The following is a 21,240-nucleotide window of genomic DNA, read 5'->3' on the forward strand; positions in this document are numbered from 1 at the left end:
CCCGCATCCGGGAACCCGCCATGCCGATCCGCGCCGCCCTCATCGCCCTCGTCGCGCTCGCCGGCCCGGCCGCCGCGCAGAGGGGGCCGGGATTTCCCGGCAGCGGCGTCGGCCTGCCCGCCTCGGGCGTGCCGACGAACCCCTTCGCCTCGAACTATCCCTCGGCGCAGCCCCCCGTCCTCATGGAGCGCCCCGCGCCGCGCGTCCACCGCCCCCGCCGCGCCGGGCGCGAGCGGCTGTCGCCGCCCGGGCGGATCGGCCGATGACGGATTGGATGGGCTGGCTCGCGCAGGGCGGGGGCGTGCATCTCATCCTGCTCGCCGCCGGCCTGGTGATCGGCCTGATCGCGGTGACGCGCTGAGGCGTCACTCTTTGTCGAGGGCGCCCGCGATCGCGCTGACGAGGCGCGGGTCGGTCGGATCGACCTGCGTGCCGAAGGCCGCGGCCAGGGTGCCGTCGCGCGCGACGAGGTACTTGTGGAAGTTCCAGCGAGGCGTCTCGCCCGGCTTCTCGGCCGCCGCCCATTGATAGAACGGGTGGGCGTTCGGCATCCGCACCCGGGTCTTGGCGGTCAGCGGGAAGGTGACGCCGTGGTTCTTGCGCGCCGCCTCGACGATCGCCACCCCGTCCAGGGGCTCCTGGTTGCCGAAATCGGGCGAGGGCACGCCGATCACGGCGAGGCCCCGGTCCTGGAAGCGCGTCCAGAGGGTCTGAAGCCCCGCGAGCTGGCCGGCGAAGCCGCAGGCCGTGGCCGGATTGACGACGAGGATCGGCTTGCCGGCAAATTCGCTGAGCGCCAGCGAGCCGCCCTCCGCCCTGTCGAAGGCGAAGGCGCCGGCCTTCGCGCCGCTCCGCTCCGCGGCCGTGGCGGCACGGGGGCCGGCGAGCGCGGCACCGATCAGGACGAGGGCTTGGCGGCGCAACAGGGTCATGGCGCACTCCCGGCAGGCGTTCTCCTGCGCACAATCTAGTTGGCGCCCGCGTCCCGTCCACCGCCAGGGGGAACCTTCCGGCGGGGGATCGCTTGTGCGGGTGCACAATCGATCACCGGAAGAGACATCGTCCCATGCGCAGCCTGCTCGCCGCCACGGCCCTTCTCATGACGGGCGCCTCGCTCGCCCTCGCCCAGGCGCCGGATGCGGGCCAGCCGGCCCCCGCCCCGAAGCCGGAGGTCGCCAAGCCCGCCGAGCAGGCGCCGGGCAAACCCGTCGAGCCGGCGCCGGGCCAGCCCGCGACGCTGACGGGGGATCTCCGTCCGACCTTCGTCGCTCAGGCGCCGACGGACATGGTGGCCTCGAAGGTCGTCGGGCTGACGATCCAGAACGCGGCCAACGAGACGATCGGCGAGATCGCCGACGTGGTGCTCGACGAGGGCTCGAAGGTGAAGTCCTGGATCGTCGGCGTCGGCGGCTTCCTCGGGATCGGCACGAAGTACGTCGCCGTGGACCCGAGCGCGCTGCGCCTCGTGCGCACCGACGGCGACAAGCTCAAGGCGACGATCAACACCGACAAGGACCAGCTGCGCGCCGCGCCGGAATACGTCTATCTCGGCCAGCAGAAGAAGGACGAGGCGAAGAAGTAGGGGCGGCCCGTCAGGCCCTGTTCGCGAGCGCCTCGCGGACCGTGCTCGCCACCGCGCCGTCGCGCAGGTGGCGGGCGACGAGGAGGGCGTCCGGCATCAGCTCGGCCGCCGCGGGATCGCTGTTCGCGACCTCGCTCGCCAGCACGATGCGCAGGCCGGGGCGGAGCGCCCGCGCCTCGAGCGCCAGTCGTGCGCAGCAGAGTTCACCCTCCAGCGAGACGTCGGCGACGAGGACGTCGACGGGGAGCCCGAGGGCGAGGACGGTGAGCGCGTCGATCCCGCAATCGCAGGCCGTGGCGCTGTAGCCGGCTCGCCGGACCTGCCCCGCGATCTCCTCGCGCCACTGCTTCTGGCGTCCGGCTATGAGAACCTGAACCCCGTAGACGCTCGCCCTGGCATCGGTCCGGGCGACGGCGCTCATGGCAGCGGATCCGATTTCAGGACGAGCCATCGCGCCCTCGACGTCGTGTTCGCGTTGCATCGCAGCATGCTAGTCCGAGGGCGCGTGCCGGCACAAGACCCCCGCCGCATTTGCGCCGCAAGCCTGAACGGAGTGCCTGCCTTTCGGGCAGGGAAGCATGGCCGGCATGCGGTTGACGCAGGCGGGGCGGGCGGGCAACACGGCCGCGCCCCTCCGAAGGAGCCTGCGAGATCGATGTCGTCCGCCAAGTCGCCGCCCGTATCGCCGCTCGCCCCCGAATCGGTGCCCGCGCTGCCGCCGGTTCCGGGCGTGCGGCTCGCCACCGCGCAGGCCGGCATCCGCTATTCGGGGCGCACCGACGTGCTCTATGTCGGCCTGGAACCCGGCACCCGGGCGGCGGGCGTCTTCACGCGCTCGAAATGCCCCTCGGCGCCGGTGGATTGGTGCCGCGAAGCCCTGCGCGGCGAATCGGCCCGGGCCCTCGTCGTCAATTCGGGCAATGCCAACGCCTTCACCGGCTCGAAGGGCCGCGAGGCCGTCGCGCTCACGGCCCGGATCGCGGCCGCGGCCGCGGGCTGCCCCGAGGACGCGATCTTCATCGCCTCGACGGGCGTGATCGGCGAACCCCTCGACGCGACGAAGTTCGAGGGCGTGCTCGCCGATTGCGCGGCCCGCGCCGAGGACGGCCCCGGCGCCTGGGACGCGGCCGCCCGCGCCATCATGACGACCGACACCTTCCCGAAGCTCGCGACCCGCACGGCCGAGATCGCGGGCACGCGGGTGACGCTCAACGGCATCGCCAAGGGCGCCGGCATGATCGCGCCCGACATGGCGACGATGCTCTCCTTCGTGTTCACGGATGCGAGCCTGCCCCAGCCCGTGCTGCAGGCGCTGCTGACCGAGGGGGCGGACAGGAGCTTCAACTGCGTCACCGTGGACGGCGACACCTCGACCTCCGACACCCTGCTGCTGTTCGCCACCGCCCGCGCCGGCAACGCGGCGATCGGGGATGCCGCCGACCCGCGCCTCGCCGAGTTCCGCGCGGCCCTCGACGACCTCCTGATCGAGCTCGCCCAGCTCGTCGCGAAGGACGGGGAAGGCGCGCGCAAGTTCGTCACCGTCGCCGTCGAGGGGGCCGAGAGCGACGCTTCGGCGCGCCGCATCGCGCTCTCCATCGCCAATTCGCCGCTGGTCAAGACGGCGGTGGCGGGCGAGGACGCGAATTGGGGCCGGGTCGTCATGGCGGTCGGCAAGGCGGGCGAGCCCGCCGACCGGGACCGCCTCGCGATCTGGTTCGGCGACGTGCGGGTGGCAGTCTCGGGCGCCCGGGACCCCGCTTACAGCGAGGCTGCGGCGAGCGCCGTGATGCGCGAGGCCGCCGTCACGATCCGGGTCGATCTCGGCCTCGGGCAGGGCCGGGCCCGCGTCTGGACCTGCGACCTCACCAAGGGCTACATCGAGATCAACGGGGATTACCGCTCGTGAGGGCGCTTCCCCTCGCGGCCCTCGGCCTCGCCGCGCTCGGGCTCGCGGCGCCTCTCCGCGCGGAGGAGGGCGGCCCCGGCGACGGGCTGATCAGCGTGATCGGCCGGGCGCGCACCGAGACGGCGCCCGATTTCGCGAGCGTCGAGATCGGCGTCGAGGCCCGGGGCGCGACGCCGGCCGCGGCCCTCGACGGCACCAGCGAGGCCGCGCGCCGCATCGTGGCGCTCGCCGCCGAGTTCGGCGTGCCCGAGAGCGACATCGGCACCACCGCGGTCACGCTCCAGCCCGTCACCCGCACGATCCGCCAGCCCGACGGCACCGTCACCGAGAAGGCGGACGGCTATCGCGCCGCCAACCAGGTGCGCCTGCGCCTCGCCGAGATGGGCCGCCTCGGCGACCTGATGCGCCGCGCGCTGGAGGCGGGGGCCAACCGCATCGACGGCGTCGGCTTCGGCCTCAAGGACCCGGAGGCGGCCGAGGCCGCCGTGCGGGTCGCCGCGATGAAGGATGCGGGCGCCCAGGCCGCGCGGCTCGCCGAGGCCGCCGGGGTGAAGCTCGGCCGCGTGGTCTCGATCCAGGCGCCGCCCCGCGCGAGCGTCCCCCCGCCGATCCTGATGGCCGCGCCCGCGCCGATGCGCGCGAAGGGCCGCGGCGGCGTCGCCGTGCCCCTCGTCGCCGGCACGATCGAGGCGAGTGCCGAGGTGGCCGCCACCTTCGCGATCCTGCCGTGAGCGGGCCCGCGCCGCTCCGCCTCCTCCTCGTCGTCGCCGTCGCGCTCGTCGACGCCGACGGGCGGGTGCTCCTCGCCCAGCGCCCGCCCGGCAAGCAGCTCGCGGGGCTGTGGGAATTCCCCGGCGGCAAGGTCGAGCCCGGCGAGCGGCCCGAGGCGACGCTGATCCGGGAACTGGCGGAGGAACTCGGCATCGCGGTCGAGGAGCCGTGCCTCGCACCGCTCACCTTCGCGAGCCACGCCTACCCGGATTTCCACCTCCTGATGCCGCTCTACGTCTGCCGCCGCTGGGAGGGCGCGCCCCGGGCCCTCGAAGGGCAGGCCCTGCGCTGGGTGCGCCCGCGGGCGCTGCGCGACATGCCGATGCCGCCGGCCGACGCGCCGCTGATCCCGTTCCTGATCGACCTGCTGGGGCCTTAGGGCGCCTCAGGCGTCCGTGAGCCCGGTCGCCGTGCCCGCGAACAGGGTGGGGCGGAAGCGGGTGGGGCGCCACGCGGTCCCGTCGAGGCCTGTCTCCTCGCCGCGGCGGACGGGGGCGGCCTTGGCGGCCTGCCCGCGGCAGGCGAGGCGCCCGTCCGCCTCGAGGCGCAGGGCGAGGAGGCTCTCGGGGCATCCCAGATGCGCGGGCTCGGCGAGGCCGAAGGCGAGGTCGTCGAGGCCGCGGGCGCCGGTGATCACGAAATCCTCGTCCACGGCGAGCACGTCGGTGACGGCGACGCGGCCCTTCGCGAAGGCGAGGCGCGGGTTGCGGCCGGTGAGGCGCGTGGGTGCGCGATGGGCGAAGCCGATCGTCCGCAGGGTGGGGGGAAGCGCGCCCTGCGCGAGCGCGGGCTCGAGGAAGGCCGGCACGACGAGATGCGTGGGCACGGGGCGCAGGAGGGCTGCGGCGAGCGCCGCCCCGTCGAAGACCGGCAGAGTCTCCAGGCTGGCGCCTGCGACGAGCGCTGCGCCGAGGCCGGTGACGACGCCGCGCAGGTCTCCCGGCGGAACGAGGCTGAGGATGCGCTCGCCCGGCCCGACCCGGGTCGCGACGAGATGCACGGCGACGGCAGCGAGCAGGGCATCCCCCGGCCGGTGGACGGGGCGGGCGGGGTCGCCGTTCGCGAAGCTGATCAGGCCCCCCCCGGTATCGGCGGCGACGGGCCCGGCGCGCCGGTCGAGGACCATCTCGTCGAGGTTGATCACGCCGTCCGGAACGTCGGGGCCGAAGGCGGCGAGGTAGCGCAGGCCGAAATAGCGCGCCGCCGCCCGGCACAGGCGCTCGGCCGGCCGCGACTCCCCGAGCCGGGTCTGCGTGAGGACGGCGCTGAGGGCCGCCGCCTCGATGCCGGCGGCGAGCTGATCCTCGTCCCATGTCGCGGGCAGGAGGCATGGCACGTGGCCCGCCGCCTCCACCGCGAGATGGGCGACGAGGCCCTCGGTGCTGCCGGGAAGCGCCAGCCCGATGCGGCTGCCGGGGGGAAGCGGCCACGCGCGCAGGCCGCAGGCGAGGCGCGAGACGATCTCGGCCGCCGCGCCGTAGGTCCAGGTCATGGCCGGCCGGCCGCTCCAGGCCGCCTTGTCCGCCGCGTCGAGCAGGGCGACGCGGGCGGGGTGGCGCCGCCCGGTGGCCGCGAGCAGGGCGCAGAGGCCCGTCCGCCGCAGGGGCACCTCGGCCGGGTCGGAACGTGGATCGGCCGGCGATTCGGGGGCGGAGGCCGGCGCGCGCGGGACGGCGAGGGCCGCCCATCCGGGCGGGCCCTGAAGATCGGAGGCCCTCGGTAAGACAGCAGCCTGCGCCGACACCTGCGCCCCACTTCCCTGAAGCCAGCGATGGATCGCGTGAGATGGCCTCGTTGATGGGACTTTAAGGTTAACCGATCCCTAATTTCTCATCGGGAGGGGAGCGAGGCGGGCGGAGGGCCGCCCTCGAGGGGTGGCTCGGGGCGGCCGTTTGCCCTATGCATCCGCGCCGTCGCCGGATACCGGAATGGCTGCGGTGTCATGTCTTCGCCGTATTCCGGAGGAAAGCAGGCCGCCCTGTCGTTCGAGCGGAGCCGCGAGGCACCCGCGCCCGCACGGCGCCGCCCGGGCCGGCGTGCCGGTCGACGGCGCGCCCCGGGCGAGGCCTCCGGCGCGCGGCTCGAACGCGATACGGTTCCCGGTCGTCCCGATCCGGTTCTACACGACGCACTCCAAGGGGTCAGAGCTGATGTTCTTCGCCAACAGCCAGGCGCGCCTCACGCGCAAAGCCGCGTTCCTCGCGCTCGCCGGCAGCCTCGTCGCCGGTCCGGCCCTCGCCCAGGCGCAGCCGAAGGGCAAGCCGGCTCCGGCCGCCCCGGCCCCCGCCGCCCCTGCCCCGGCCGCGCCCACCCAGGCGCCGCAGACCCCGGCGGCCCAGCAGCAGACCGGCCCGCAGATCATCAACGTGAAGTCCGAGCCGAGCCAGGCCGACTGGACCAAGGTCTGCGGCAAGGACCAGGGCTCGGGCACCGACGTCTGCTACACGACCCGCGATTTCGTCTCCGACCAGGGCCAGCCCGTGCTGGCGGTCGCCGTCTACGACATGAAGAACGCCCAGACGAAGCAGGAGGTGCGGGTGGTGCGCTACCTGCTGCCCCTCGGCCTGCTCCTGCAGCCGGGCATCCGCTTCACCGTCGACGGCCAGCAGCCCACCGCCGGCCGCTTCGCGGTCTGCTTCCCGAACGGCTGCTTCGCCGAGGCGCCCCAGCTCGATGCCGGCGTCGTCGCCGCGATGAAGAAGGGCACCACCCTCAACGTCTCGGTCCAGAACCAGACCCAGCGCGAGGTCACCTTCGCGGTCCCGCTCGCGGGCTTCGGCAAGGCCTTCGACGGCCCGGCCATGGACCCGAAGGTGCTGGAGGAGCAGCAGAAGAAGCTCCAGTCCGAGCTCGAGAAGCGCAGCGACGACATGCGCAAGAAGCTCGAGGCGGAGAAGGGCGGCGCGGCCGCCACCGCCGCCCCGAAGCCGTAAGCCCGGCCGGACGCATCAGGTTTTCTCGGAACGCGGGAGGCCGGGCAGCGATGCCCGGCCTCTTCGCATGTCGGGAGGGGCTGGGCCGCCGGGCGGCCCCGGCTCAGTTCGGGTGGCGGTCGCGGACGCGGTAGGCGCCGCTCGAATCCTGCTCGAAGACGTCGGCGATGCCGGCATGGCGCAGGGCCTCGCCCGAGGTGTCCGGAACGAGGTTCTGCTCGGAGACGTAGGCGACGTACTCCGACTCCGCATTCTCCGCGAGCAGGTGGTAGAAGGGCTGGTCCTTGCGCGGCCGCACGTCCTCGGGGATCGCGAGCCACCAGTCCTCGGTGTTGTCGAACACCGGATCCACGTCGAACACGATGCCCCGGAAGGGGTAGATGCGGTGGCGAACGACGTCGCCGAGGCCGAATTTCGCGTTTCTCATCCTGAGAGCGGTCATGGTCGTCAAGATAGGTCCCGGCCGGGCGCCTGTCAGTGCGCCGGCCGGGCGGGTTCGTGGGTGATCAGGAAAGTTTGTAGACTTTCGCGAGTTCCGGATCCTTCTGCGCCACAAGCTTGGCGAGGTCGACGATGACCTTGGCCTGCTTCCAGGTGGCGTCGTCCTGCATCTTGCCGTCGAGCATCACGGCGCCCGTCCCGTCCGGCATCGCCTCGACGATGCGCACGGCGAAGGCGACCTCCTCCGGATCGGGAGCGAAGACGGTCTTGGCCAGCGCCACCTGGCTCGGGTGCAGCGTCCAGGCGCCGGCGCAGCCCATCAGGAAGGCGTTGCGGAACTGGACCTCGCAGGCCGCGGAATCCGAGAAGTCGCCGAAGGGGCCGTAGAAGGCCTTGATGCCGTTGGCCATGCAGGCATCGACCATCCGCGCGATGGTGTAGTGCCAGAGGTCCTGCTGGGCGGAGGCGCGGGGCGCGTCGCCCGCGGGATCGGCGATGACGCGGTAATCCGGGTGGCCGCCGCCGACCCGGGTGGTCTTCATGCCGCGGGAGGCGGCGAGATCGGCCGGCCCGAGGCTCATGCCGTGCATGCGGGGCGAGGCGCTGGCGATGGCGTCGACGTTGGCGACGCCCTCCGCGGTCTCCAGGATGGCGTGGACGAGGATGGGCTTGCCGACCCCGTGGCGCGCCTCGAGCTGGGCGAGGAGCTGGTCGATGTAGTGGATGTCCCAGGGACCCTCGACCTTGGGCACCATCACGACGTCGAGCTTGTCGCCGACCTCCGCCACGATCTCGAACAGGTCGTCGAGAATCCAGGGCGAGTTGAGGGCGTTGATGCGGGTCCACAGGCCGGTCCCGGAGGCCGCGAAGTCGGTGTCGCGGGCCATCGCCACGAAACCCTTGCGGGCGGCTTCCTTCTGGTCGGCCGGGACCGCATCCTCGAGGTTGCCGAGCACCACGTCGACGGTCTTGGCGAGCTCCGGCACGCGGGCGCGGACCTTGTCGTTGTGGGGCGGCACGAAGTGGATCATCCGCTCGAGCCGGACCGGCAGATCGCGGAAGGGGGCGGGAGCTCCGGTGGCGAGCGGCTGGAAGAAGCGGCGCGGCAGTTTCATGGTCGGTCCTCGGTCGGTTCGATTCGCTCCCGCGTAGTGCAAGCGTGGCCCCGGCGTAAAGCCGTCCTCTCGGGGGAGAGCCCCTCCGGTCGCGCGGGGCCGGGGCCGCGACAGGTGTTGCAGCGCACGCACGGTCAAGTTCCGTATCGGAACTGGGCCGCACGGGGGACGTTTTCGACAACGAGGCGGGTCTCACCAGACTCCCCGCGAGACGCCCGGACAGACGGGCCTTCGTCGGCGACCGCGCCCGAGCGTGCGGCGAAGGGCTGTCGCCCGACAGACGTTTCTCGCGCGGGGTTCCCATCCGAGGACCAGGCAGATGTCCGGACTGACCAAGCGGCACCTGCTCCTGTGCACCGCGCTGGCGATGCTCGGCACGGGCGCTTCCGGGATGGCACTCGCCGCGCCATCCTCGAAATCCCCGAGCCCGCAGGCCTCGGCCCCGGCGGGCGGGCGCGGGAGCGATCAGCGGGCGACCTTCACCCCGGGTGAGGCGGCGGCCGCGCGCCCGGCCGCACTGGCGGGGCCGGTCCGGATCGCGGGCGACGACGTTTCGGCCTTCCAGGGCCTCATCGACGGCGCCTCCGAGGCGCGCGAGCCCTGGCTGGTCCTCTCGGGCGGAGGCGAGAACGGGGCCTTCGCGGCGGGCCTGCTCTCGGGCTGGAGCGCGGCGGGCGACCGGCCGGCCTTCGGCGTGATCACGGGCGTCAGCACGGGGGCCCTCATCGCCCCCTTCGCCTTCATCGGAGCGGCGGGCGACCGGCCCCTCGAGACCGCCTACACCACGGTCACGGCGGCGGACGTGTTCGAGTTCGGCGGCACCAACGAGGCGCTGACGGACACCTGGCCCCTCAAGCGGCGGATCGCCCGCACGGTGACGCCCGAGCTGCTGAAGGCGGTCGCTTCCGAGCACGCCAAGGGCCGCAGGCTCCTCGTCGCCACCACCGAGGTCGACACCGAGCGCCCGGTCCTGTGGGACATGGGCGCGATCGCGAGCGCGGGCGGCCCGAAGGCGCTGGAGCTGTTCCGGGCGATCGTGCTCGCCTCCTCGGCGGTGCCCGGCATCTTCCCGCCCGTAATGATCGACGCGCTCGCGCCCGACGGGAAGGCCTTCCAGGAAATGCACGCGGACGGCGGCACCACGGCCCCGTTCTACCTCGCGCCGGCCCCGGCGATCACGGGGGCGGCCCCGGTCCGGATCCCGGCCCGGACCGTCTACGTCGTCGTCAACAACAAGCTGGCGCCCGACTTCCAGATCGCGAGCCGCACGACCCTGAGCGTGCTCGGCCGCTCGCTCTCGGCCGCCATCAAGGCGCAGACCCGGGCGGCACTGGCGCTGACCCGGACCTTCGCGGCGGCGAACGGGCTCGACGTGCAGGTCGCGGAGATCGACGGGCGCTTCGGGCAGACCTCGGCGGCGCCCTTCGACCAGGGCTACATGAAGGCCCTCTACGCCCATGGGGAGCGGCTGGGGCGCGCCGGCACCGCCTTCGCGACGCCGGACGCGCTGGCCCGGCGGGACGAGCCGGAAGCCGCCGGGGCGGCCCTCGCGACGGGTTCCGTCAGGCCCGCGCCCCGCCCCCCGGGCGGCCGGGCGCAGGCCGCCTCGAGCGATCTCGCGCGCCGATGATCGCGATCACCGGCCGGCGCCCGCGGACGTAGATCGCGATCATCCTATTCCGCGGCCGCCATGTGCGGCTCCGGCTCGGCCAGGGGGAAGGTGCAGGTCACGACGGTGCCCGTGCCGGGCGCGGTCTGGAGCGTGACGCGGCCGCCATGCAGCTCCACGAAGGAGCGCACGATCGAGAGGCCGAGGCCGACGCCGCGGTGGCGGGTGCCGAAGGTGTGGCTCTCGAACCGGTCGAAGACCCGGGCGGCGACGTCGGGGGGCATGCCGCGGCCCTCGTCGCGGACGGCCAGAACGAGCTCGCTCGCGGTGCGGCGCGCCGTCACCGCCACCCGCTGGCCGGGGCTCGAGAAGCCGACGGCGTTCGAGAGCAGGTTGAACAGGATTTGCCGGACGCGCTTGCCGTCGGCCACCACGCTGCCGATGTCGTCGGGCACGTCCAGTTCGAGGCTGATCTCGGATTCGGCGAGCCGGTCCTCGATGCCGCGCACCGCCGCCTCGATGGTGGAGCGCACGTCCACGCTCTCGCGCTGCAGCTCCAGCGAGCCGGCGTCGATCGAGGCGAGGTCGAGGATGTCGTTGATGATGACGAGGAGCGAGCCCGAGGAGCGCAGGATGTGGTCGGAATACTCGCGCTGGCGCTCGTTGAGCGCGCCGACCGTCTCGTCGCCGAGGAGCTGCGTGAAGCCGATGATGTTGGTGAGCGGCGAGCGCAGCTCGTAGGAGACGTGGTGGACGAAGGTGTCGCGCAGCTGCGCCGCCTTCTCCAGCGCGTCGTTCTTCTCGGTCAGCGCCCGCTCGACATTCACGCTCGCGGTGACGTCGATCAGGGTGAGGAGCGTGGCGCCCTCGGGCAGCGGCTGGGCCGCGCAGTCGAGCACGGTCCCGTCGACCACCTCCAGGCGGCAGGCGAGGCCGGAGCGCGATTCGAGGCCCGTCACCGCGTCGCGGATGTCCATCCACGGCTCCTCGGCCGGGGCGAGCGCCCGGCAGGCGGCGATCACGGCGTCGATGCGCGGGCGCGATTCGAGGGTGGCGGTGTCGAGGCGCCAGACGGTGGCGAAGGCGCGGTTGGCGAAGGTGAGGCGCCCGTCGGCGCCGAACACCGCGACCGGCTCCTTCAGGGTGTCGAGGGTCTCCGCCTGGACCCGCATCAGGGCGTTGTAGCGGGATTCGAGCTTCATCCGGTCCGAGACGTCGTCGAACAGGTAGGTCAGGCCCCCTTGCGGGTTCGGGTCGGCCACGACCCGGAAGGTGCGCCCGTCCGGCAGGTACCACCAGGTCTCGTTGGCCTCGGCCGCCCGGTAGGCGGCGAGCACGCCCTGCTTCCAGGACTTGAAGTCGGCCTGCTCGGGCAGCTTCCGCTGCGAGCGCAGATGGTCGAGGATCTCGCCGTCGAGGGGGCGCCCTTCGAGGAAGCCGGGGTCGAGGTCCCAGAGCTGCCGGTAGGCGGCGTTGTGGAAGATGAGGCGCTGGCGGGCGTCGAAGATCGCCACCGCGGTGGGCAGCTGGTCGAGGGTGCGGACGTTCGCGTCCATCTGGCGCTGGAGGTCGGCGCGCACGCTCTCGAGCTCCGAGACGTCCACGGCGATGCCGACCCGGCCGTTCTCCAGGGCCGTCTCGGTCACGTCGAGGATGCGGCGCCCACCCGCCACCACCGCCGAGAGCCGCAGCGCCTGCCGCGCGGCCGGGGCGCGGCGGCTCGCCTCCTCGCGGGCGATCAGCTCGCGGGCCGGCCGGTCGAGAAGCTCGGTGCCCGCCTCGAGGGCGACCTCGCGGCTCGGCGCCTCGACCGCGGCGACGTAGGCCGTGTTGACCCAGGCGAGGCCGCCGTCGCGGTTGCGCCGCCAGACGGGCTGCGGGATCGCGTCGAGGAGGCCGGCCAGGGCGGCGAGGCCGCGGCGGGCCTCGTCCAGGGTCCCGCGCAGCTCCATCAGCTCGCGCCGCTCGTCCGTGGTCTCGCGCAGGCGCAGCAGCGCCCGGCCGGCCACCGCCTGACCCTGCGCCTCGACGCTGCGGCCGGACTGGCTGCGCAGGCTGAGCCGGAAGCCGGTGCCCCGCACCCGCAGGGTCTCGACGCCGGCCTCCAGCGCCGCCGCGTCGGCGGGCACGAGCCAGGTTCCGAAGGCGAGGATGCGGCGCGCCGCGGTCGCCGCCGGGCGCGCCCCGTCGAAGGCGAGGCCGACATCGCCCTCGATCACGGGGTCGCCCCGCCCCTCCCAGGTGATGATGACCTGCCGCTCGGCGTTGAGCAGCATCTCCGCCCGGTCGTGCGCGCCGCGCAGCGCCCCGAGGGCCGCCGCCTGCTCGCGCTCGCGCCGGGTCCAGCGGGAGCGCTCGTGCAGGTGCAGCAGGGACAGGATCGTGGCGAAGACCGTGAGCCCGATCAGGATCGCGAGGCCGGCGAGGTTGTGGGTGTGGATCCCGGGCGCGGCGGCTTGCCCGTCCGCCGGGGCCGCCAGGGCGCTCCCGGCGAACCCGGCCGCGGCGACGATGAGAGCGCCGGCGCAGACCGTGAGGCGCGCCGTCCGTTCGACCCTCATGATCCGTACCGCCTCCACGAATCTTCGATGAGGCACGCGAACGCGGCCCCGCGGCGCGAACCGCGCCGTTCCCGCGTCGCGGCCTCTCGGGCCGTCCCGCAGGGCACCTCATCTGAGGAATCGGGACACTGTACCCCGTCGCGGAATCGCGCCGGAAGGGGGTCTGGCTGAACAATGAACCCTGGGGTGCATGTCGGACCGACCCCGACACACGAAAGACACACTTCCGCACGGGGCAGGTCGCAATCCCTGCGGGTGCGGGCGGAGCCCCCGAACGCGCGAAAGCCCGGCGCGGGGCCGGGCTTTCGGACGGTTCCCGCGGGCCGGCTCGGCGCCGGCCCCGGGCGGGATCGAGGGCGGGATCAGTAGCGGTAGTGATCCGGCTTGAACGGGCCCTGCTCCGGCACGCCGATATAGGAGGCCTGATCGGGGCGCAGCTTCGAGAGCTTGGCGCCGATCTTCTCGAGGTGCAGGGCGGCGACCTTCTCGTCGAGCGTCTTGGGCAGCGTGTAGACCTGCCGCTCGTACTTGCCCGGGTTCGTCCAGAGCTCGATCTGGGCGAGCGTCTGGTTCGTGAACGAGGCCGACATCACGAAGGACGGGTGGCCCGTCGCGTTGCCGAGGTTCACGAGGCGGCCCTCCGAGAGGAGGATGATGCGGTGGCCGTCGGCGAACTCGATCTCGTCGACCTGCGGCTTGATGTTCGTCCACTTGAGGTTCTTGAGACCCGCGACCTGGATCTCGTTGTCGAAGTGGCCGATGTTGCAGACGATGGCCCGGTCCTTCATCGCCCGCATGTGGTCGAGGGTGATGATGTCCTTGTTGCCGGTCGCCGTCACGAAGATGTCGGCGCGGGGCGCGGCATCCTCCATGGTGACGACCTCGTAGCCCTCCATCGCGGCCTGGAGCGCGCAGATCGGGTCGATCTCGGAGACGAGCACCCGGCAGCCGGCGTGGCGGAGCGAGGAGGCCGAGCCCTTGCCCACGTCGCCGAAGCCCGCGACCATGGCGACCTTGCCGGCCATCATCACGTCGGTGCCGCGGCGGATGCCGTCGACGAGCGACTCGCGGCAGCCGTAGAGGTTGTCGAACTTCGACTTCGTGACCGAATCGTTCACGTTGATCGCCGGGAAGAGCAGCTTGCCCTCCTTGGCGAGGATGTAGAGGCGGTGCACGCCCGTGGTCGTCTCCTCGGAGACGCCCTTGATCGAGTCGGCGAGGCCGGCGAACCAGCCCTTCGGCTTCTCCTGGAGCTTCTTCTTGAGGAGCGCGAAGAAGATCTCCTCCTCCTCGGAGCCCGGCTTGTCGAGGAAGGCGGTGTCGCCGGATTCGGCGCGCAGGCCGAGATGCACGAACATCGTGGCGTCGCCGCCGTCGTCGAGGATCATGTTCGGCATGCCGCCGTCATGCCAGTCGAACAGGCGCGAGGTGTAGTCCCAGTACTCCTCCAGCGTCTCGCCCTTGACGGCGAAGACGGGGATGCCGGCGGCTGCGATGGCGGCGGCGGCGTGGTCCTGCGTCGAGTAGATGTTGCAGGAGACCCAGCGGATGTCGGCGCCGAGCGCCTTCAGGGTCTCGATCAGCACGGCCGTCTGGATCGTCATGTGCAGCGAGCCGGCGATCTTGGCGCCCTTGAGGGGCTGGCGCGCCGCGTATTCCTCGCGCACGGCCATCAGGCCCGGCATCTCGCTCTCGGCGATGGAGATCTCCTTGCGGCCGTAATCGGCCAGCCCGATGTCCCTGACGATGTAGTCCTTGGCCATGTGCCCGATGCTCCGTTCCATTGGCTGTTCGGCGGTGCCTATACCAGGGCGCGGGGTACGAGGCAATCAAGACATAAAGATGTCTTTATGCGTATCTCGCCGGGCCGGTGCGGCGAGGCCGTGACGGGGCCGCGTCAGGGCCTCATGCGGGGTGGCGCCTTGCGGGGAAGGCGGTCACGAGCCGCGCCGAGTCGGGCGAAGTGACGACCCACACGCTGGCCCGAGGAGGAACGTCGCTTTCGGGGCGCCCGACGGAGGATCGCGGTTCAGCAGGCAGGCCGTGACCTCGGCGCCCGGATCGCGAGGCTGCCCGGACCGGCACGGCGATCGTTCACGGGGCCATGGGCCGGGTCCGGACGAGATCGGAAGCCCGCACCGTGGCGAGGGCTTCCTCGGGTTGCGCGAACTCGACCATCACCGTTGCGCCGCCCGGGGCGACGTGGACGACGGTTCCCTCGGCGCCGGCCGGGATCGTGCCGCCATCGTCCGTCACGGCGTCGGTGACGAGCCGCACGTCGTCGAGGTCCCGAAGCCTTGCATCGGGACCGTCGCGTTCCAGACGATAGAGGACCTCGACCGACATGGTCCGGTGGGTAGGAGTTCGCCGGGGCGGCGGCAAGCCGCGGCCCTATCCCTCCGCCCGCAAGTGCCGCCGGATGATCTTGCCCGTGGTCGTCATCGGCAATTCGGCCCGGAAGGCGAGGTCGCGCGGGTATTCGTGGGCCGAGAGGCGGGCGCGGGCGAAGGCCAGGATCTCGTCGCGCAGGGCGTCGGACGGGGCAAAGCCCTCGCGTAGCACCACGAAGGCCTTCACGATCTCGGTGCGCAGCGGGTCGGGCTTGCCGATTGCGGCGGCGAGCGCCACCGCCGGGTGGCGCAGGAGGCAATCCTCGATCTCGGTCGGGCCGATGCGGTAGGCGGCCGAGGTGATGAGGTCGTCGTCGCGCCCGACGAAGTGGATGTAGCCGTCCGCGTCGCGCCGGGCCTGGTCGCCGGTCAGCATCCAGTCGCCGCGGAACTTCCGGGCCGTCGCCTCGGGCTGGTTCCAGTAGCCGAGGAACATCACGGGGTCGGGGCGGGCGACGCAGATCTCGCCCGCCTCGTCGACATCCGCCTCGCTGCCGTCCGGCCGCAGGATCGCGACGCGGTGGCCCGGGACGGGCTTTCCCGTCGAGCCGGGCCGGGCGATCCCGGCCGCGCGGCAGGCGGCGAGAACGAGGTTGCACTCGGTCTGCCCGTAGGCCTCCCCGATCGTGAGGCCGAGGGCGTCCCGCGCCCAGTCGAAGGTCTCGGGGCCGAGCGCCTCGCCCGCCGAGGCGATGTTGCGCAGGCGGGACAGGTCGAAGCGCGCCCGCGGGTTCTCGACGCCGCGCAGCATGCGCAGGGCGGTCGGCGGCAGGAAGACGTTGGTGATGCCGAGCCGGGCGATCAGGCCGAAGGCGTCCTCCGCCTCGAAGCGGCCGGGCCGCGCCACCACGGGCATGCCGAAATGCAGGCTCGGCATCAGCACGTTGAGGAGGCCGCCCGCCCAGGCCCAGTCCGAGGGCGTCCACATCAGGTCGCCGCCGTGGGGCGCGAAATCGTGCATCATCCGCCAGCCCGGCAGGTGGCCGAGCAGCACCCGGTGCCCGTGCAGCGCGCCCTTCGGCGCGCCCGTGGTGCCGGAGGTGTAGATCATCAGGGCGGGGTCGTCGGGGCCCGTCTCCAGGGGCGTGAAATCCTCGCCCCCCTCCGCGAGGAGGTCGGCGAGGCCGACCGTCCCCTCGGGGGCGCCTTCCGCGCCCTCGCGGCAGACGACGAGGTCGAGGTCCGGCAAGCCGGCGCGCAGCGGCCCGAGCTTGGCGAGGCCGGCGGCGTCGGTGAGGATCGCCCGCGCGCCGGAATCGGCCAGCCGGTAGGCCAGCGCGTCCGGCCCGAACAGGCCGGCGAGCGGCAGGGCGACGGCGCCGAGCTTGTAGGCGGCGGCGTGCGCGACCACCACGGCGGCCGATTGCGGCAGCAGCACCGCCACCCGGTCGCCCGGCCCGACGCCGCGGCCCCGCAGCGCCCCCGCGAGCCGGTTCGACTCCGCCCTGAGCCGCCCGAACGTGACCGTCCCGACCGTGCCGTCGGGGCCGACCTCCAGGATCGCCGGCCGATCGGGCTCGCGCGTCCCGAAGCCGTCGCAGACATCGACGCCCATGTTGTAGCGCCCGGGGATCTCCCAGCGGAACGCGGCGCGCAGGCTATCGTAGTCGGGGGCGGGGTTCAGCACGGGGCGCGCTCAGGCGTCGCGGGCGGGGAAGGCGCCGGCGAACACGAAGTCGGTGATCGGCCGGCGGCCGTTCGGCGCCTCGCGGGTGCGCTGCTCGTCGGTGAGGTCGGCGGGCGGAACCGCGCGCCCGACGGCGTAGGCCGCCTCGACCCGGTGATGCTCCGGCACGTTGAGAACGCCGACCGCGCGCTCCCGGTCGAATCCGGTCATGCCGTGGGCGTGCCAGCCCTGGCGGATCGCCTGGAGCTGGAAGGCGAGGGAGGCCGCGCCCGCGTCGAGGGAGTGGCTCCAGGAGGGCTGCAGGTTCTCGCCCACCCGCATGCGGCCGCTGGAGACGAGGAAGACGAGGGCGCCGGTGTCCTTCACCCATTTCTGGTTGCCGGGCCCGATGAGGTCGAACAGCCGGTCCCAGTTGGCGTCGCCGCGCAGGGCGTAGACGAAGCGCCAGGGCTGCGAATTGTAGGAGGAGGGCGCCCAGCGCGCCGCCTCGAACATCCGCATCAGCTCCGATTCCGGCACCGCCTCGCCCGTGAAGGCGCGCGGCGAGCGGCGCTCGACGAAGAGCGGGTCGACCGCGTGGTCGGGCTGGCGCGGCGTCGGGGTCGTCACGGGCGCATCTCTCCGGGCTGGACGGGCGTCTCGGCGGCGCGCCGCGCCGCCCGCCTCCCGGCATGCACGAGGTGCGCGATCCGCGCAAATGCGACCTTCGGGGGAGGGCCTAGGGCAGGCCGCCGAGCCCCGAGGCCGCACCGGCGCCGCCGAGACCTCCGCCGCCCCCGAGGCCACCCCCGCCCCCGCCGCCGAGCCCGCCTCCGCCGCGGGGCGCCCCTCCGCCGCCGCCCTCGGCTCCGTCGCCCCCGCCGCCCGTGACGATGCTGCCCGGCAGCGAGATCGAGCCGGGGCTCACGGACATCGGCGCGAGCGATTGCGGGCAGATCCGCGCGCAGACAGGCGCCATCTCGGCCGGGCTCGAGCACAGGGAGCGGGCCTCGCCCCCCACGCAGGCGCAGCTGCAGGTCGCCGCGGCCGGCAGGGGCAGGAGGGACGCCAGGGCTCCCAGCAGAAACAGGCGCATGCTCTTCTCCCGATGCGGCTCGCGCGCAGCATAGCTCAACGCGGCCCCCGTGTCCGCGCCCGGGCCAGGGCGGCGTGGAGCCCGGAGAGCCCCGCCTCGACCGCCTCCAGGGTGCCGACCAGGGTGTAGCAGGTGTAGGCGTAGGCGCCCGGCCGGCCGGGCCCGTGCCGGTAGACGCAGTTCCATTTCACCGTGGCGTTGCCCTCGGGCCCGCGCGGCGCCGGGAAGCGGAAGCGGCCGTAGCCCGCATCCGGATGCGCGGGCTGGGGCAGGCCGGGGCTGTAGACGCCCATCGCGTAGGCGCCGTCCTCCGTCGCGAGGATGACCGGCAGCGGCTGCTCGCCCGGCCCGTCCGAGAGGGGGGCCCGCCGGCCGCTCGCCGGGTCGTAGCTCCAGAACCGCGAGAAGTCCGGCGGCATGTAGCCCGTCAGCACCTCGAAATTCGCCGCCTCGAAGGGGCGCGCCACCGCGAAGGTCGCCCGGTAGGCGATGGCGTTGGGGATCCCCTGCGCGCCGATCTCCACGTCCTTGTCGAGGACCGTGTCCGAGGTGGGCGAGGCGTAGCCGCCCGGACCCTTCGGGCATTCCCGCGAGGTCTCTCCGGGGCCGACCCACCACGCCATCCGCGTGCGGGTGCGCAGGCGCCCGCCCTCCGCCCGCAGGCTGACGAGCAGGCTGCTGCTGCCCGGGCCGCTCCCGTCGCCGCGCGAGCCGGCCTCCGTCGGGTTCAGGCACTCCCCGAACCCGTCGAAGGCGGCGGCCGACTGCAATTCGCGGCCGTGATCGAAGCGGTTCAGGAACTCCCGCCCGTTCCAGGTCAGGCTGTCGATGGCGCCGGCCGTGCGGGCCGAGGCGCCCACGACGATCTGCGAGCCGGCGAAGGGCCGCGAGACCGCGACGCGCCCCTCGGGGGAGGGCCAGCGCACGCCCGGCCCGCACCGGTTGCGCCAGCGCGAGGGCCAGCGCGAGCGGAACGAGGCGATGGGCGCGCAATCCGAAGATCGGATTAAGGGCCTCGCAATGCCGGTGGGCTAAGCCTTTAAGCCTATCCGCGAGGCCGGATCCGGACAGGGGCTCAGACCGATGACGAAGCGGAGCGACCGAGTCCCCGCCCCCGAGACGCCGCGCTTCTCCGAGCCCCGGACGAGGTTCGTGCGCTGGCTGATGCGCCCGCATCGGTCCCTGTCTCCCGCGATCCACCCCATCCTCCTGGCGAACTATTTCGCGAACGCCAAGGCCCTCGTCCTCGGCGGGCTCAATTCGGTCCTCGTGGCGGCGGCGCTCGCCCTGTGGCTCGGCAGCCCCCTCGTCGCCGCCGTCGCGGCGGCGGATCTCGGCCTCCTGGCGGCCCGCCTCGCGGTCCGCGCCCGCTGCCACCGCAATGCGGCCTCGGGCCGCGCGACCGCCACCGACCTCTACGTCGCGCTCAACCTCCTGTGGCCGACGCTGCAGGGCTGCGTCTCGCTCTGCGCCGTCCTGAGCGGGGACTGGCCGAGCATCCTCCTCGCCTCGATCTCGGCCGTGGCGGTGATGGGCCCTCTCTGTGTCCGCAACTTCAGCGTGCCGAACCTCGCGATGGCGCAATGCACGGTGCTCATCCTGCCGACCGTGATCAGCGGCGGCTTCGTCGACGCGCCGCTCCTGCTGCTGTTCCTGATCCAGCTGCCCTTCGCGGTCCTGGCGGTGCGCGGCGTGACCGAGCAGGTCGCCGTGCTCGCCGGGGGCGCCTTCCGGGCCACTCTGGAGAACGAGCGCAAGGCGCTCTGCGACGATCTCACGGGGCTCGGCAACCGCCGGGCCTTCGAGCGCCACCGGCAGGCCGACATCCGGCCGGGCGGCCCGGACGGCGCCTGCCTGTTCTGCCTCGACCTCGACGGGTTCAAGCCCATCAACGACACCTACGGGCACCCGGCCGGCGATGCGGTCCTCGTCGCGGTCGCGGGCCGGCTCGGGAGCGCCTTCGGGACGAAGGCCAGGGTCTTCCGGCTCGGCGGGGACGAGTTCGCGGCCGTCGCGACGGGGCTCGACCTCGGCGAGGTGCACGCCCTCGGGCAGCGGGTCATCGAGGCGGTCGGGCGGCCGATCGCGCTGGCGGACGGGAGCGCGGTCGAGGTCGGGATCACGGTCGGCGCCGCCGTCGCGCCGGGTCCGGCGGCCGGCCGGGCCGACCTGCTCCGCCTCGCCGACGAGGCGCTGTACCGGGCCAAGGCGGCCGGCAAGCGCCGCATCGAGGTGATCCTGGCGCTCGGATCGGGCGCGCCCGCGGCGGCGAGCCCGGCCGAGGCGCCCCTGCCCGACGCGCCGGCTGGGAGCGATGTGCCCGCTGCGCCCGCCGCGCCCGCCGCGCGCGGTCGCGACGCGGCCTGAGGCGCCCGGAACCGTGCCGGGCTGAGCCTGCGCACAATCGATCCGGCGAACCGAACCTTAACCACGTCCGCGCTCTGATGGCGCGATGTCGGGTCGGGGTGAACGAGAGGTTTCGCGCGTGCGTCGGGGGTTCCTTCGTCCGGTCCTGCTGCCGGTTCTGCTCCTCGCCGCGCTGCCGGCGGCCGCGGAGGGCGACGCGTCCGTGCGCGGCGTGGTGCGGGCCCTGCGGGACGCCAGCGTGGCGACCGACCTCAACAGCCGCGTCGTCCAGCTCCCCTTCCGCGAGGGCGATGCCTTCAAGGCCGGCGACACCCTCGTCGCCTTCGACTGCGACAAGGCGACGGCCGAGTTGCGCTCGGCCCAGGCCGAGGATCAGGTCAACCGCATCGCCTTCGACAACGCCCAGCAACTCGACCGGCGCCAAGCCATCGGCCGCATGGAGGTGCAGGCCGCCAAGGCGAAGTGGGAGAAGGCGCGGGCCGCCGCCGAGGCGCTTCAGGTCCGCGTGCGCGACTGCCGCATCCTCGCGCCCTTCGCGGGCCGCGTCGCGGACCTGCGCATCCACGAGCACGAGATGTCGACGCCGGGCCAAGCCCTGATGCGCATCGTCGATGCCGCCGCGCTCGAGATCGACCTGATCGTGCCCTCCGCCTGGCTCGTCTGGCTGCGGGCCGGCACGCCGCTCTCGGTGCGGGTCGACGAGACGGGCCTCAGCTACGCGGCCCGCGTCGCCCGCACCGCCGCCGCGGTGGACCCGGTCTCACAGACCATCAAGATCACCGCGCATTTCGCGCCGGGCGACATCGCGGCCGTGCTGCCGGGCATGAGCCTCGACGCGCGCTTCGACCGCCCGGCCCATTGAC

Annotated in this window: 21 protein-coding genes; 9 read left to right on the forward strand and 12 right to left on the reverse strand. The window is 73.4% G+C overall.

Annotated features, from left to right (window positions below):
• The first annotated feature begins 20 nt into the window (after positions 1–20).
• Complete coding sequence (locus E1J50_RS11555; RefSeq protein ID WP_132253672.1) at positions 21–266, forward strand: hypothetical protein; 246 nt, start codon at positions 21–23, stop codon at positions 264–266.
• A gap of 99 nt (positions 267–365) precedes the next feature.
• Here the strand turns inward: E1J50_RS11555 and E1J50_RS11560 are convergent, their stop codons facing one another.
• A complete protein-coding gene (locus tag E1J50_RS11560; protein WP_132253674.1) occupies positions 366–932 on the reverse strand; it encodes a glutathione peroxidase in 567 nt (188 codons plus the stop codon).
• 134 nt (positions 933–1,066) lie between these two features.
• Between E1J50_RS11560 and E1J50_RS11565 the strand changes: the two genes are divergently transcribed.
• Complete coding sequence (locus E1J50_RS11565) at positions 1,067–1,582, forward strand: PRC-barrel domain-containing protein (RefSeq protein WP_132253676.1); 516 nt, start codon at positions 1,067–1,069, stop codon at positions 1,580–1,582.
• Between the two features lie 10 nt (positions 1,583–1,592).
• Here the strand turns inward: E1J50_RS11565 and E1J50_RS11570 are convergent, their stop codons facing one another.
• Positions 1,593–2,003: a response regulator gene (locus E1J50_RS11570; RefSeq protein ID WP_132253678.1), complete on the reverse strand. Its 411-nt coding sequence runs from the start codon at positions 2,001–2,003 to the stop codon at positions 1,593–1,595.
• Between the two features lie 234 nt (positions 2,004–2,237).
• Here E1J50_RS11570 and argJ point away from each other — a divergent pair, with 234 nt between their 5' ends.
• From argJ to E1J50_RS11585, 3 genes are read left to right on the forward strand one after another with little or no spacing between them, the layout of a single operon-like run.
• Complete coding sequence (argJ, locus tag E1J50_RS11575) at positions 2,238–3,488, forward strand: bifunctional glutamate N-acetyltransferase/amino-acid acetyltransferase ArgJ (protein ID WP_132253680.1); 1,251 nt, start codon at positions 2,238–2,240, stop codon at positions 3,486–3,488.
• On the forward strand, positions 3,485–4,219 hold the full coding sequence (locus E1J50_RS11580; protein WP_132253682.1) for an SIMPL domain-containing protein: 735 nt from the start codon (positions 3,485–3,487) through the stop codon (positions 4,217–4,219). The genes argJ and E1J50_RS11580 overlap by 4 nt, the downstream gene beginning before the upstream one ends.
• Entirely contained in the window at positions 4,216–4,638 is a 423-nt protein-coding gene (locus tag E1J50_RS11585) for a (deoxy)nucleoside triphosphate pyrophosphohydrolase (RefSeq protein ID WP_132253684.1), read from the forward strand. Before E1J50_RS11580 ends, E1J50_RS11585 begins: the two co-directional genes overlap by 4 nt.
• A gap of 6 nt (positions 4,639–4,644) precedes the next feature.
• Here the strand turns inward: E1J50_RS11585 and E1J50_RS11590 are convergent, their stop codons facing one another.
• Positions 4,645–5,868: an AMP-binding protein gene (locus E1J50_RS11590; RefSeq protein WP_132253686.1), complete on the reverse strand. Its 1,224-nt coding sequence runs from the start codon at positions 5,866–5,868 to the stop codon at positions 4,645–4,647.
• Positions 5,869–6,409: 541 nt separating this feature from the next.
• On the opposite strand from E1J50_RS11590, the gene E1J50_RS11595 reads away from it, so the two are divergent.
• On the forward strand, positions 6,410–7,192 hold the full coding sequence (locus E1J50_RS11595) for an invasion associated locus B family protein (RefSeq protein WP_132253689.1): 783 nt from the start codon (positions 6,410–6,412) through the stop codon (positions 7,190–7,192).
• Positions 7,193–7,295: 103 nt separating this feature from the next.
• Here the strand turns inward: E1J50_RS11595 and hspQ are convergent, their stop codons facing one another.
• Positions 7,296–7,634 (reverse strand): heat shock protein HspQ, encoded by a 339-nt coding sequence (hspQ, locus tag E1J50_RS11600; protein WP_132253691.1) that lies wholly within the window; start codon positions 7,632–7,634, stop codon positions 7,296–7,298.
• Between the two features lie 64 nt (positions 7,635–7,698).
• Complete coding sequence (locus E1J50_RS11605; protein ID WP_132253693.1) at positions 7,699–8,748, reverse strand: HpcH/HpaI aldolase/citrate lyase family protein; 1,050 nt, start codon at positions 8,746–8,748, stop codon at positions 7,699–7,701.
• Positions 8,749–9,067: 319 nt separating this feature from the next.
• Between E1J50_RS11605 and E1J50_RS11610 the strand changes: the two genes are divergently transcribed.
• The gene (locus E1J50_RS11610) at positions 9,068–10,378 is read left to right on the forward strand and encodes a patatin-like phospholipase family protein (RefSeq protein WP_132253695.1); all 1,311 of its coding nucleotides are present in this window, start codon (positions 9,068–9,070) and stop codon (positions 10,376–10,378) included.
• A gap of 44 nt (positions 10,379–10,422) precedes the next feature.
• Here the strand turns inward: E1J50_RS11610 and E1J50_RS11615 are convergent, their stop codons facing one another.
• The 7 genes from E1J50_RS11615 to E1J50_RS11645 all read right to left on the reverse strand — a co-directional run bounded on the left by E1J50_RS11615 (position 10,423) and on the right by E1J50_RS11645 (position 18,936).
• On the reverse strand, positions 10,423–12,918 hold the full coding sequence (locus tag E1J50_RS11615) for a sensor histidine kinase (protein ID WP_132253697.1): 2,496 nt from the start codon (positions 12,916–12,918) through the stop codon (positions 10,423–10,425).
• Positions 12,919–13,280: 362 nt separating this feature from the next.
• Positions 13,281–14,681 carry an adenosylhomocysteinase gene (ahcY, locus tag E1J50_RS11620; RefSeq protein WP_132253700.1) on the reverse strand — a complete coding sequence of 467 codons (1,401 nt, stop codon included), beginning with the start codon at positions 14,679–14,681 and terminating at the stop codon, positions 13,281–13,283.
• 331 nt (positions 14,682–15,012) lie between these two features.
• Positions 15,013–15,264, reverse strand: coding sequence for a DUF4926 domain-containing protein (locus E1J50_RS11625; RefSeq protein WP_132253702.1), 252 nt, complete (start codon positions 15,262–15,264; stop codon positions 15,013–15,015).
• Between the two features lie 45 nt (positions 15,265–15,309).
• Positions 15,310–16,935, reverse strand: coding sequence for an AMP-binding protein (locus tag E1J50_RS11630; protein WP_132253704.1), 1,626 nt, complete (start codon positions 16,933–16,935; stop codon positions 15,310–15,312).
• Positions 16,936–16,944: 9 nt separating this feature from the next.
• Positions 16,945–17,544 carry a nitroreductase family protein gene (locus E1J50_RS11635; RefSeq protein ID WP_132253706.1) on the reverse strand — a complete coding sequence of 200 codons (600 nt, stop codon included), beginning with the start codon at positions 17,542–17,544 and terminating at the stop codon, positions 16,945–16,947.
• A gap of 109 nt (positions 17,545–17,653) precedes the next feature.
• Entirely contained in the window at positions 17,654–18,010 is a 357-nt protein-coding gene (locus E1J50_RS11640) for a hypothetical protein (RefSeq protein ID WP_132253708.1), read from the reverse strand.
• Between the two features lie 35 nt (positions 18,011–18,045).
• A complete protein-coding gene (locus E1J50_RS11645) occupies positions 18,046–18,936 on the reverse strand; it encodes a hypothetical protein (RefSeq protein ID WP_132253710.1) in 891 nt (296 codons plus the stop codon).
• 157 nt (positions 18,937–19,093) lie between these two features.
• Between E1J50_RS11645 and E1J50_RS11650 the strand changes: the two genes are divergently transcribed.
• The gene (locus tag E1J50_RS11650) at positions 19,094–20,377 is read left to right on the forward strand and encodes a GGDEF domain-containing protein (protein ID WP_132253712.1); all 1,284 of its coding nucleotides are present in this window, start codon (positions 19,094–19,096) and stop codon (positions 20,375–20,377) included.
• A 118-nt stretch (positions 20,378–20,495) separates the two neighbouring features.
• Positions 20,496–21,239 carry an efflux RND transporter periplasmic adaptor subunit gene (locus E1J50_RS11655; protein WP_165937839.1) on the forward strand — a complete coding sequence of 248 codons (744 nt, stop codon included), beginning with the start codon at positions 20,496–20,498 and terminating at the stop codon, positions 21,237–21,239.
• The last annotated feature ends 1 nt before the right edge of the window (position 21,240 follow it).

This window comes from Methylobacterium segetis (genome assembly GCF_004348265.1).
Taxonomy (GTDB): domain Bacteria; phylum Pseudomonadota; class Alphaproteobacteria; order Rhizobiales; family Beijerinckiaceae; genus Methylobacterium; species Methylobacterium segetis.